Consider the following 12,134-nt stretch of genomic DNA (forward strand, 5'->3'; position numbering starts at 1 on the left):
CTCCGGGCGGGGACGGTGGCGGCGGATGATCTCCACCGCCTCGGCGGCGCTGGGGTCCGGGTGGAACACCGCCGCGCGCTCCATCCCGCCCGGGGTCTGGAGATCCACGAGGCACCAGTCGGCGAGCTCCGGCACCATCAGCCGGGTGGCCTGTTCAATCGTCTCACGCTCATCGAGTGAGCGGGCCAGGGTGGCGCTCGCCTCCGCGAGGAAGCGCTGCACGGCCTCCGCCCGCCTGCGCTCATGGATGTCGATGGCGGCGCCCAGCCAGCCTTCGAACTTGCCGGAGTCGTCATACAGGGGCACCACGCGCCCCACCTGCCACCGGTAGCCGCCGTTCACCATCCTCAGGCGGAAATCAATGGCATACGCCTGTTCCTGACGGATGGCCTCCTCACGCTGCGCCTTCAGCCGCGCCCGGTCTTCAGGATGGATGGCGTTCAGCCACCCGTAATGGGCGGCGTCCTCCAGCGTCTGCCCGGTCAGCTTGAACCAGAGCGAGTTGAACTGGGTGTTGCCGCCGTCCGTCCGGTTCGTCCAGATGACCTGGGGCGCGGCGTCGAACAACTGGCGGTAGCGCTCCTCGCTCGCGCGCAGGCGCTGCTCGGCATGCTGGCGCTCGGTCACGTCCGCGAACACGCAGACGGAGGCCGTGATGGCTCCATCAGGGGTTCGCAGCGGGGCCGCGCTGATCTCCAGGAGCGCGGTCTGGCCGTCGCCGCGGCGGTAGCGCATCAATTCGTTGCGCACCTGCTCGCCCTTCAAGAGGGCGCGCGCGGTGGGGTACTCCTCGGCGGCCACGGGGGAGCCGTCGGCGTGGTAGCCCCCATAGCGGGCGTAGTGCGACACATCCGCCGAGGGGATGACGGGGTGGCCGAGGATGCGCTCCGAGGCCGCGTTGTAGAAGAGGATCCGGCTGCTGGGCGCCTCGGCGACGATGACGCCCATGGGGGCCTGCTCGAGCACGGAGTCGAGCAGCCGCCGCTCGCGCTGCGACCGCTCGTGCAGCAGGGTCCGCTCCAATGCTGTCGCGCAGGCGTCCCCCAGGGACCGGGCGAGTTGCAACTGCCGGGCTCCCGCGCCTCCGCGGCCCGGCAGGAGCAACGCGAGCACCCCCAGCACCCGGCTGGAGCTCCGCAGCGGCAGGGAGAGCCCCCGCGCGGCGCCGCGCCGGGGCAGCACCGGGGCTCCCGTGCGCAGGGCCTCCCGGGCGAGCGAGGCGAGCGCGTCTGGCGGAGGGGACTCCATGCCAGGGATGGGAACGAGGTGCGCGGTCTCGGTTCCTCCCTCGTCGGGAATCACCCACAGCGCGGTGAGCGGAGCCCCCAGCAGCGTCAGGGCGTGGGCCTGGGCGACCTCGGCGATGTCCGCGGGCGTGGCGGCCCGCGCGAGCGCCTCGGTGAGCCGCTGAGACTGCTCCGCGCGCCGCCGCGCCTCATGGAGCGTGCCGGCCGCCGTGCTGATGAGCACGCCCACGATGAAGAAGACGCCCAGCAGCACGCCCTCACCGGGACTGGAGATGGCGAGCGCGTGCAACGGAAGGATGAACAGGAGGTCGAGGACGAGCGTCGCGAGGATCGTCAACGAGAGCGCGGGCCAGAGGCCGCCATACCAGCCCGCGGCCATCACCCCCGCGAGGAAGATGGGAAAGGGAACGCTCTGGGCCAGCGCATCGAGGTACCGCGAGGCCAGGATGCAGGCACAGAGCAATGCCCCCACGCGGAGCACCTGCGACAGCAGGCGGGGGACGGGCCGGTGGGACCGGCCATGGGCGGACGTCATGGTGGTTGGGGATATCAACACAACCCGGCATCGGCCGATGCGCGGGTGGCGCGATGCTCACCGGAATCCATGGGGCGTCCCCGAACTTCCGCCGGTGGGCGTCGGCCGACCCACCAGGAACGTCCGCTGCTCGACGAAAGCCCGCGGTTCCGCTCCCCTGTTCTCATCCAGGCGCGACCGGTAGCCTCCGGCCTCCTTCGACGTCCCTCTGGAGCGCCTCCATGAGCCGTGGTCTTCGCACCGCCGTCGTGTCGTTGGGCCTGTTCCTCGCACTGTCCGTCCCGGTGGCCCGGGCGGATGGACTCTCCGTCATTCCCTATGGCGACAACTGCTGGGGCACCGGCACGGACGCGGATCAGGACGGGCTCAATGACGACTGCGAGTATCAGCTCGCGAAGTGGTTCATGCCGCTGTTCTGGTTCGACAGCGGTGAGAGCGGCATGGCGCGCCGGCCCTACTACGCCGTCAAGAGCCAGGCCTTCGCCACCCGCACCGTGCGCATCTTCTACCTGGACACCTTCTTCGAGGACACCGGCGTCACCACCGGCCACGACGGCGACCCCGAGTTCCAGATCTTCGAGGTGCATTACTCCGGCGGACGTTGGTACCTCGATCAGGCCTACCTGTCCGCGCACCGCAAGAGCGCGTGTGACTCCTCCGCCTGGTACGCGTTCGATCAGCTGGAGTACGACCTGAGCGACTCGCGCAATGGCTATCGCGGATGGCCGGTCCTCTACATGGCCGAGGACAAGCACGCCGCCTACAACACCCTCTCCACGTGCGACAAGGGATGCTTCTCCCAGGACTACTGCAGCCGCACGACGGCCCAGTACCTGGACACCACCGCGAACAAGCTCGCCTCGCGCAACGTGGGCTCCACGGCCGTGCAGCTCATCAACTCCGTGGTCCTCAATGGGAAGACGGAGCGGCTGCTCGACGACGTGGAGTTCACGGGCTGGGATGACCAGTGGTACCGGCCCAACTCGCAGGGCTACCGGCGCCACCTCAACGACTTCGGCTTCTGACGCGACAGCCCATGTCCCCCGGGGCCCCTGGAGGTCGTGACCGCGGGAGGCGGGTTGGCGGCGTGCTGGCGCTGCTGCTCAGTGGTGGCCTCCTGCTCTTCGGGCTGGCCCGGGCGCGGTCCCGGGAGGACGTGCCGCCAGCGCTTACCGCCCCTGCTGAAGCGGCCCCCACGCGGATGGCGCCAGCCCTCATCGTGCGGGCCGCGCAATCGCAGCCACCCGCCCCCGAGCGCATTCCGCCCGCAGCGACGGGAGAGGCTCTCTCCGCCGCGCTCAACGAGGAGCGGGTGGTGCTGACCTCGACCGCCGTCATCGAAGGGATCGACTCGGACCGCCCGTGGGTGTGCGCGGGGGAATGGATGACGTTGTCCGCTCGCGTGGGAGGCACGGCCGAACCGGATGCCGTGCCGCGCTGGGTGTGGCCGGGGGCGGAGACGGGCGCGGAGCTACAGCCCGGATCCCGCCTTCCCTGGCGTGCACCGGCCACGCCCGGCCGGTACTTCGTGCGCTTCCAGCTCTGCAAGGACCTGGGAGGCCGGCGCGTCGGGGTGCTGGCCGAGCAGGTCGCCAGCATCGACGTGCGCGCGTGCGGTCAGGACGAGGAGCAGGCCCGCGCGCTTCGCATCGAAGTCACCCAGCAGGGCCCCACGGCCTTCGCCTTCCGGGCGGTGTCACCCCACCCCGCCACCGCGTACACCTGGGACTTCGGAGATGGACGTGCCACCGCGACGACGGAGCCCACGGCCTCGCATGTCTACGCAGGCGAACCGGAAGCGCGGATCCACACGGTGCGCGTGTCCGCGCGTGGCGCTGGAGCCGAGCAGACCGCGACGGCGTTCGTGCAGGTCCGGGGACAGCCTGCTTCCGATGCGCCACCCCAGGCGAGCCTCCAACTGGAGCGGGTGGCCCCACGGACCTCGGACGAGGGCTGGAGGAGCCAGGTCCAGGTCGACGTGCCGGAAGGCGGCGCTGTCACCTGGGAGCGCGTGGAACGCCTCACGGTGACATGGGACGACCAGGTGGACACCCGCACGCGTGCGTGGCGCGAGTCCATCATCGTGGAGGAGGACCTGGGACGCGGAGGCTTCCGGGGCCACGTCACCGTGCTGCCTTCCGACGTGCGTCCGGAGGTGAAGCAGATCATCGACTTCCTCCACGGTCGCGACGAGACCGGCAAGGAGGTGTCGCTGTCCTGGTCCGCCTTCAAGGCCGAGCCCCTGCGTCCGCCCTCCTCCCCCGCGGAACGCCCTCCCGCGAAATAGCGTCGCGCAACTTCCGGATGCCTCCCGGGTTCACAGGGGCATTTCCCGGAGGAATTCCCCATGAAGCAACACACAAGGACGGCTTTCATCCCGGCGTGCGGGCTGCTGGCCCTGGGCCTCATCGGCTGTGGAACCGAGGAGGACGCCTTCGCCTCCGTCGCGGAGGCGCCCCCGGGCACTTCCCAGGCGGCCCTCACGGCGGGCGAACAGGCCGCGCTGACCACGGCCAACACCTCGGCGAGCTGCACGCCGCTTGGGAACTTCTACTGGGAGATTGGCGATGGCGCGGGGCCGCTCTACGCCATCCCGCGAGGCAGCGGAGTGACGGCCACGACGGTGATGCCCATCGCGTCCGCGAGCAAGTGGCTGTACGCGGGGGCCTACGTGCAGTCGCGGGGGTACGCGAACCTCACCGCGGACGAGAAGAAGCGGCTCAACTTCACCAGCGGCTACATCGACGAGAACACCACCTTGTGTGGGGACGCCGGGACGACCGTCTCGGAGTGCTACGGCTCCGCCTACAAGAACGTCACCTACCGCCCGCTCCAGAACGGCCGGTTCTTCTACAACGGCGGCCACATGCAGAAGCTGGCCCTGGACGACATCGGCGCGAGAAGGGGCACGGGGCTGGCGAGCGTCATGGATTGGCTCAACGCCCAGCTGGGCACCACCCTGCCGGAGTCCGACAGTGCCGTCGCTCCGGCCGGAGGCTTCTCCAGCAGCGCGGCCCAGTACCGCGTCTTCCTGATGAAGCTGATCAACAACCAGTACGCGCTGTCCTCCCAGCTGACCGTGGACGCCGTTCCGGCCTGGCCGGGTGGCGCCAACGTGTCCTCCACGCCGTGGACGGGGGGAGAGGCGTATTACGGCCTCGGGCACTGGATCGAGGGAGAGCCGGTCAACGGCGTGTGGACCTTGACGGGCCACTCCTCGGCCGGAGCGTTTGGCTTCTATCCCTGGGTGAATGCCGCCAGGAACCGGTACATGGTCCTGGCCCGCAGTCGCCAGCTCGGGGACGAGGAGGGCGAGAAGTCCCGCGCCTGTGCCCAGGCCATCCGCAAGGCCTACGACCTGGGCGTGGCGCAGCCGTAGCCACCATGCGGCATCGCGCGTCCGTGCAGGCGACGCGCGAGCCGCTCCTCCAGCCGGCTCAGTGCACCTCGAACTCGTAGATGCGCGTCGCCGGGTCGCCGTTCTGGGACGCGGTGGTCACGTTGAGCTTGAGGTAGCGCGCCGAGGTGGCGCTGATGGCGTGGGTGGAGGTGCTGGCGGTGTTGTTGGTCACCGTCACAGGCGTGCTCCAGGTCGTGCCGTTGCTGGAGGTCTGGATGGTGAAGGCCCGGGTGTTCCAGGTGCTCGACTCACCGCCCGCGCCAGCGTGCTTGACGACGAAGCTGCTGACCGTCTGTGCCGAGCCGAGGTCCACCTGAAGCCAGGCCCCCGACGCCAACGAGCAGAACTTGTCGGTGGTGCCGCCGGAGATGCTCCCGTTGACCGCCTTGGCCGGCGTTTCGCTGCTGTTGCAGGCGGTGGAACCGGTCGTCGGCTTGTTGAGCGCCAGGTTGACGTAGCCGGCGCCCACCGAGACGGTCTGGGTCTTGGTGTGGCTGGCCCCGCCGTTGTCGGTCACCGTCAGGCTGACGGTGTAGTTGCCGGCGCTGGCATAGACATGGCTGGGATTGGTCGCGGTTGAGCCACTGCCGTCGCCGAAGTTCCAGCTGCGCGAAGCGATGGTGCCGTCGCTGTCGCTGGAGGCGTCACTGAAGGTCGCGGTCAGCCCGCTCACGGTGACGCCGTAGTTGGCCACGGGCGGGGTGTTGCCGCTGACCGCGGTGTTGATCGCCGCCGCGTACTGCGCGCTGGTGCCCTGCGCCACGCACGCCTGGATGTCGTCGTACAGCCAGATGAAGCCGCCGTTGATGCCAGCGGTGCTCTTCCAGTTGCTCATCTTGCTCTGCACCGTGGCCGGACTGTCACCGCTGGCGCAGCCGGAGCCGTGGCGCGACCACAGGCCCGGGTCCACCGTCATGCCCATCGCGGTGTTCCAGCTCGCCGGGTTGTTGCCGGCGCCGCCGTCGTACACCTGCAGGTAGATGCCGTCGACCGCGCCGCCGAGGTTGTCCTTGAGGCTGCGCCAGAAGGTTTGATTCGTGTAGGGCGCGAAGGTGATCTTCAAGCCCAGGCCAATGAGCATCTGCCCGAACTGGGTGGTCGGGGCCAGGTCGTAGGCGCTCTCGTCGTCGAAGTTGACCGCGGTGGCGCCAGTGGCCGTCTTCAGCGCCTGGAAGTTGCGGTACAGGATGCTGTTGGTGCCGGTGCCGCAGACGAGCGTGCTGCCGCAGCCCGTGGCGGTGCCGTTGACCAGCCGGGCCATGCGCTCGAAGTCGGGGACGCTCCAGGCGCCAATGGACACCTCGATGCGATTGACCGAGGTCGGCGCGGTCTTGAGCGAGGCCAGCCGCGTGGGCCAGGCCGGATCACCGATGTAGGCGCCATTCCTGACCACCGGGATGTCGTTGTAGACGAGGTCGCCGTTGTCCTCGATGTGGAAGCTCCAGAGGATCACGGTGGTGAAGCCCGAGCCGCGCAGGTCGTTCATCACCGCGGTGCCGCCGGAATAGAACGGACCGCCGCCATAGATGGCCGAATCAGCGAGGGCCGTCGGCGCGGACGCGGCCAGAGCAAGGGCAAGGCAGGACGCGAGTTGCTTCGACTTCGGCATGGTGTGCTCCCTGTCGCCAACCTTCGCGACGGAGAGACATTGCGAGCGCCGAAATCCGGATGTCAATGATATTCAGACAAACTCAAAAATGCAGCAATTCGCGTGAATGCCACGGTCCGTCACGCACTGGATGATGCGGGGACACACGCGCTCACGCCCGGAGGGCGTCTGGCCTTTCCCAGATGGCCGGATGACGCCAGGGGAGGCGCTTGCCTGGATCCAGGAGTGGATGGGAGAAGCCACGAACTTTCCCGCCCGGGTCGGGCGCAGCGGCCGGTTCAACCACCCGATCCAGGCCGACCTTGTCTATTATTGCTACACATGGAATGCCCGCACCCGGAAGTGGACGGGCAAGGCCGCGTGCGCGAACCGCAGACAGGGGCTGTCCACCCTGCGCAGGCCCGTCTAGAGCGCCTCACGCCGGTGCAGGACGGATGGCCCGCACCGGCAGGGCTTCGCTCAGGGCTTGAGGCCGGCGACGCTGTAGTTCACCGGCAGCCAGGTGAAGGCCTTGCCGTCGGCCAGGACCCGCCCGATGCCCGGGAAGGAGATGTGGGCGGCCCCGACGTAGTAGCCCTTCGCGGCCGCGTCGTTCATCGCCTTGAGCCGCTGGCGGGCGGCGGCCGCGGCGTCGAGGTCGAACTTGATGGTCACGCCGGGCGAGCGGAACTGCACGTCCTTCACGTGGACGAGGTCTCCCCAGAACTGCATCTGCTGGCCCTTGCTCTCGATGGCGTAGAAGGAGTGGCCGGGCGAGTGTCCCGGCACGGAGATGGAGCGGACGCCGGGGAAGAGTTCGGTGCTGCCCGTGAACTTCTTCACCTTGTTGGCCGCGAGGTAGGGCGCGAACGAGGCCGCGGCCTGGGCGAAGCCGGCGCGGAGCTCCTCTGCGACGGTCTTCTCATTCGAGGCATCGAGCCAGAAGTCGGCTTCGTTCTTCTCGACGTAGACGACCGCGTTCGGGAAGACGGCCTTCCCGTCGACCGTCAGTCCGGAGTGATGGTCTACATGGACATGGGTCAGCAGCACCGCGTCGATGTCCTCGGGGCGGTAGCCCGCGGCGCGCAGGCTGTTCAGCAGGCGTCCGCTCGCATTGGGGTCCAAGGCCTTGCCGGCACCGGCGTCCACCAGCACGAGGTGCTCGCCGGTGTGGATCAGGTACGCGTTGATGGAGCCCTCAACGTGGCTCGGGTCGAGCCCCGTGCGCGCCAGCTGGGTCTTCAGCTGGGCCGCCGTGATGTTCGTGAGCAGCTTGTCCATCGGCAGCGTGACGGTGCCGTCGGACAGCGCGGTGACTTCGAAGTCCCCCAGCATCATCCGGTAGTAGCCGGGGGAGGAGCCCCTGACCTGGGGAGGCGGCGCGGCGTGCGCGTCATTGACCGCGAGCAGGGGGGCGCCCATCAACAGCGCGCCCATGGCGAGATTGCGAACGAGGAAGGAAGAAGAGGGCAACATGCGAAGCACTCCGTTCCATCGACACACGGATGGGGTGGTCTGTGCCGAGGTGGCGCCAATGATGCGTTCCAGGCGTCCGCTGTTCAAATCGATCAACCGTTTGACGGGGCGCGTCCTTGAGCGCACGGTGCGGATCCGCGAGGTGAACATCATGAAACGGTTCGCACTTCTTCTCTGTCTGACCACCGCGGGCTGCGCGTCGAGCCAGCGTCCTGCTGCCGCCGATCGCTGGCTCCTGACGGGCACACGGCTCTATGTGGCTCCGGACGCGCCGCCGCTGGACGACGCCTGGGTGCTTGTGAGCGGTGGGAAGATTGAAGCCGTCGGTTCCGCGTCGGACGCCCCGCCGGCCGGCGTGCGGCGCGAGGACGCCTGCGGCGGCGGGGTCATCACCGCCGGGTTCCAGAACAGCCACGTCCACTTCACGGACCCTGCGTTCGCCGGGGCCGCTGACCGGCCGCGTGACGAGCTCCAGCAGCCCCTGAGCCAGCTGACCACGCGCTTCGGCTTCACGACGGTCGTCGATACCGGCTCCGACCCCGCGAACACCGGGGCCCTTCGCCAGCGCATCGAGCGTGGCGAACTCCAGGGCCCGGCGATCCTCACCGTCGGCTCCCCGCTGTATCCGGAGAACGGCATCCCCTTCTACCTGCGCGACCTGCCGCCCGAGGTGTTGCGCCAGCTTCCGCAGCCCGCGTCGGCGGAGGAGGCCCGCGCCATCGTCCGCACGAGCTTCGAGACCGGCGCGCAGGGGACCAAGCTGTTCGTCGCCACACCCCAGGGGCATGGTGAGATCCGGCGCATGGCCGCGGACGTCGCGCGCGCCGCGGCGGACGAAACGCACCGGCGGGGAGGCCTGGTCATGGTGCATCCCACGGACCCTGACGGGGTGAGCGACGCCGTGCAGGCCGGCGCCGACGTCATCGTGCACACCACCATCGACTCACCGAAGAGGGAGTGGAGCGCCGAGCTCGTTGGCCAGATGGTCGCGCGCCACGTCTCCGTGGTCCCCACGCTGCAGCTCTGGGGCTACGAGCTGGCCAAGGCGGACGTGCCCACCGACGTGCGCGAGCGCCTCGTGACGGGTGCCGAACGGCAGCTCATGGCGTTCTCGAGCGCCGGGGGGCAGGTCCTGTTCGGCACCGACGCCGGGTACATGACGGACCTCGATCCGACGCAGGAGTACGTCCTCATGGCCCAGGCAGGGCTGACGCCGACGCAGATCCTCGCGTCGTTGACCACCGCCCCCGCGGCGCGCTGGAGCGCCTCCGAGCGCCGGGGCCGCGTCCAGCCGGGCTTCGACGCCGACCTCGTGGTGCTTGGCGGCGATCCCGCCACGGATGTGCGGCGGTTCACCGACGTGAAGTGCACCATTCGCGCGGGCAAGACGCTCTTCGTCCGCGCGCCGTCGGGCCACTGAGCGGTCCCGGGGCCTCCCACGAAGAGGCCCCCGGAGCGGAGGCTACTTCTTCTTCCCCTTGCCCTTGCCGCCCTTGTGGTGGTCATCGTCGTGGCCGCGGTCCTGATGGTGGTCGTGACCGCCTTCACGGTACGACGCGGGCACGACGGCCCCCTTCTTCGATTGCTTCCACCGCTTGTAGCGCCCGGGAGGCAGCTTGACGACGGTGACGGGGACCCGCCGCTCCTCCACGACCTCCCAGCCACCGTGGTAGTCGCGCGCCCGGTACCACCGTCCATCGCGGCGCACCCAGTACGCATCGTCCACGACGTAGAGGTCCTCGTCGTAGTCCTCCACCACCTGCACGCCGGGCTGCACGACGACGAGAGGCGGCGCGGTCTTGAAGACGATGTCGGGCAGCTTCACATCGATGTCGACACGCACCTGGCCGAAGGCCATCGAAGGAAGCAGGATCAGCGCCGCTAGGAGTCGTTTCATCCGGCAAGCCTAGAGGTGCGCGGGCCCGCCAGACAACCTCCACGAACCGTCTCATCGAGCGGCCCGCACTGTGTGTCATTGCGTTCGTGGACACCCAGGATCTTGCTGTGCGCGATTCACTCGCCCTGGACATCCTGGCCGCCAGCCTGGGCGCCAGGCTCCGTCCTCGCCTCGTGTTTGGACAAGGTATCAATTCAGTGAGATAGCTGACCCCAGTTCACGTCGTCGCGCACTTCAGGAAGACGCCGCTCCACAGGAGGAGTCGGCGCCCGTCCGTGCGACACGAAAGAGCTGGCGCCAACATGACCCTCCCCTCTGATGACAAGCGCTCGCGGCTGGCCGAATTGCTGCGTGGAAAAACCCGTCCGTCCACCCGCGTGGCCGCCTCCTTCGGGCAGGAACGCATGTGGCTCCAGGAGCGGCTGTCACCCGGCAATGCCGCGCTGCACATGGCCGTCACCGTGCGCCTCTCCGGGCAGCTGGACCCCGTGGCGCTCACCCGGGCCTTCCAGGCCGTCGTGGACCGCCACGACGCGCTGCGCACCACCTTCCCGGAGCACGAGGGCCGGCCGCTCCAGCAGGTCGCTCCGGACCTGGAGCTGTCCATCGCGGAAGTGGACCTCGCCAGCCTGCCGGAGGCCCAGCGTGAACCCGAGGCCTTGCGCCGTGTGCGGGAAGACGTCCGCGTGCCGTTCGACCTGGAGCGGGGGCCGCTGCTTCGCGCGGTGCGCTACCGGCTCTCCGCGGACGCGCACCTGCTGCTCGTCACGGTCCACCACATCGTGTCCGACGGCTGGTCCATGGGCGTGCTGGTCCGCGAGGTGGCGGAGCTGTACCAGGCCTTCGCATCCGGCCATCCGTCGTCGCTGAAGGCCCTGCCCCTTCAGTACGCGGACTATGCCGCGTGGCAGCGGCAGGGGTCGCAGGGGGACGCGCTCGAAGCGCAGCTGTCGTATTGGCGCCAGCGGTTGGATCCGCACGCCGTGCTGGAGCTGCCCTCGGACCGTCCGCGCCCCGCGAGCATGGACGTCCAGGGAGCTCGCCACTCCATCGTCCTGTCCCCGGCACTCACCCAGGCACTCAAGGACCTGGGCCTGCGCGAGGGCCGCACGCTGTTCTCCGTGCTGCTGGCGGCGTTCAACGTCCTGCTCCAACGCTACTCCGGTCAGGACGACCTCACTGTTGGCACCCCTGTCGCCGGCCGCTCGCGCTCCGAGCTCGAGGGCCTCATCGGCCTGTTCGTCAACACGCTCGTCCTGCGCTCGGACCTGTCCGGCGACCCGTCCTTCCGCGAGCTGCTGGCCCAGGTGCATGACTCCGCCCTTGGCGCCTTCGCGCATCAGGACGTGTCCTTCGAGAAGCTGGTGGAGGTGCTCCAGCCCTCACGCCGGCTGAACATCTCACCGCTGTTCCAGGTGATGTTCGTCCTGCAGAACGCGCCGCTCTCCCTTCCTCCCCTCCCCGGCCTGCGCATGGATGCACAGCCGGTGGACGCGGGCGCGGCCCGGTTCGACCTGACGCTCATCGCCACCGAAGAGGCTCGCGGCCTGCGCCTCATCGCCGAGTACCGCACCGCCCTCTTCGATGAAGCGACCGTCGCGCGCATGCTGGGGCACCTGCGTTCGGTGCTCCAGGCCGTCGTCGTGGATGCCGGGCAGCGGGTGTCCGCGCTGCCGCTCATGGAGAAGGCCGAGCAACGTCGGGTGCTGCTCGACTGGAATGCGACGGCGACCGACTTCCCGCGCACGGCCACACTGCACGGCCTCATCGAGGCGCAGGTGGAGCGCACACCCGACGCGGTCGCGTTGGTCTTCGAGGGTCGCACGCTCACGTACCGGGAGCTGGACGCGCGGGCCAATCAACTCGCGCACGCCCTCATCGCGCGCGGTGTGGGGCCGGAGGTTCGTGTCGGCCTGCTGCTGGAGCGCTCGCTGGAACTCGTCGTCGCACTGCTCGCCACATTGAAGGCCGGCGGCGCCTACGTCCCTGTC

At 69.2% G+C, this 12,134-nt stretch carries 9 protein-coding genes; 5 read left to right on the top strand and 4 right to left on the bottom strand.

Translation table 11 applies throughout. From position 1 onward, the window contains the following. Positions 1-1,782, bottom strand: a 1,782-nt coding sequence (locus D7W79_RS29595; protein ID WP_120528731.1) for a PAS domain S-box protein, incomplete at its 3' end; no start/stop codon positions are given. A 221-nt stretch (positions 1,783-2,003) separates the two neighbouring features. On the opposite strand from D7W79_RS29595, the gene D7W79_RS29600 reads away from it, so the two are divergent. From D7W79_RS29600 to D7W79_RS29610, 3 genes are all read left to right on the top strand, one after another. Further along, positions 2,004-2,807, top strand: a complete 804-nt coding sequence (locus D7W79_RS29600) for a hypothetical protein (protein ID WP_120528732.1) — start codon at positions 2,004-2,006, stop codon at positions 2,805-2,807. A 62-nt stretch (positions 2,808-2,869) separates the two neighbouring features. Then, the gene (locus D7W79_RS29605) at positions 2,870-4,069 is read left to right on the top strand and encodes a PKD domain-containing protein (RefSeq protein WP_158617079.1); all 1,200 of its coding nucleotides are present in this window, start codon (positions 2,870-2,872) and stop codon (positions 4,067-4,069) included. Between the two features lie 60 nt (positions 4,070-4,129). Then, positions 4,130-5,161: a hypothetical protein gene (locus D7W79_RS29610; protein WP_120528734.1), complete on the top strand. Its 1,032-nt coding sequence runs from the start codon at positions 4,130-4,132 to the stop codon at positions 5,159-5,161. 58 nt (positions 5,162-5,219) lie between these two features. On the opposite strand, the gene D7W79_RS29615 is transcribed toward D7W79_RS29610, so the two are convergent. Both D7W79_RS29615 and D7W79_RS29625 read right to left on the bottom strand, forming a co-directional pair. After that, positions 5,220-6,791 carry a PKD domain-containing protein gene (locus D7W79_RS29615; protein WP_120528735.1) on the bottom strand — a complete coding sequence of 524 codons (1,572 nt, stop codon included), beginning with the start codon at positions 6,789-6,791 and terminating at the stop codon, positions 5,220-5,222. 459 nt (positions 6,792-7,250) lie between these two features. Further along, positions 7,251-8,246, bottom strand: a complete 996-nt coding sequence (locus D7W79_RS29625; protein ID WP_208729872.1) for an MBL fold metallo-hydrolase — start codon at positions 8,244-8,246, stop codon at positions 7,251-7,253. Here D7W79_RS29625 and D7W79_RS29630 point away from each other — a divergent pair. After that, positions 8,245-9,666: an amidohydrolase family protein gene (locus D7W79_RS29630; RefSeq protein ID WP_158617080.1), complete on the top strand. Its 1,422-nt coding sequence runs from the start codon at positions 8,245-8,247 to the stop codon at positions 9,664-9,666. The genes D7W79_RS29625 and D7W79_RS29630 overlap by 2 nt on opposite strands. Before the next feature lie 42 nt (positions 9,667-9,708). Here D7W79_RS29630 and D7W79_RS29635 read toward each other — a convergent pair whose 3' ends face one another. Then, on the bottom strand, positions 9,709-10,143 hold the full coding sequence (locus D7W79_RS29635) for a hypothetical protein (protein WP_147442120.1): 435 nt from the start codon (positions 10,141-10,143) through the stop codon (positions 9,709-9,711). 302 nt (positions 10,144-10,445) lie between these two features. Between D7W79_RS29635 and D7W79_RS29640 the strand changes: the two genes are divergently transcribed. Next, on the top strand, positions 10,446-12,134 hold a 1,689-nt coding region (locus D7W79_RS29640), incomplete at its 3' end, for a condensation domain-containing protein (RefSeq protein ID WP_147442121.1).

Origin of the sequence: Corallococcus exercitus, from assembly GCF_003611585.1 — a bacterium.
Lineage (GTDB): Bacteria > Myxococcota > Myxococcia > Myxococcales > Myxococcaceae > Corallococcus > Corallococcus exercitus.

Excerpts from the sequence above, each read along its gene's own strand:
- D7W79_RS29630 (WP_158617080.1), top strand. The coding sequence starts at position 8,245 with ATGCGAAGCACTCCGTTCCATCGACACACGGATGGGGTGGTCTGTGCC.
- D7W79_RS29610 (WP_120528734.1), top strand. The coding sequence starts at position 4,130 with ATGAAGCAACACACAAGGACGGCTTTCATCCCGGCGTGCGGGCTGCTG.
- D7W79_RS29625 (WP_208729872.1), bottom strand. The coding sequence starts at position 8,246 with ATGTTGCCCTCTTCTTCCTTCCTCGTTCGCAATCTCGCCATGGGCGCG.
- D7W79_RS29600 (WP_120528732.1), top strand. The coding sequence starts at position 2,004 with ATGAGCCGTGGTCTTCGCACCGCCGTCGTGTCGTTGGGCCTGTTCCTC.
- D7W79_RS29615 (WP_120528735.1), bottom strand. The coding sequence starts at position 6,791 with ATGCCGAAGTCGAAGCAACTCGCGTCCTGCCTTGCCCTTGCTCTGGCC.
- D7W79_RS29635 (WP_147442120.1), bottom strand. The coding sequence starts at position 10,143 with ATGAAACGACTCCTAGCGGCGCTGATCCTGCTTCCTTCGATGGCCTTC.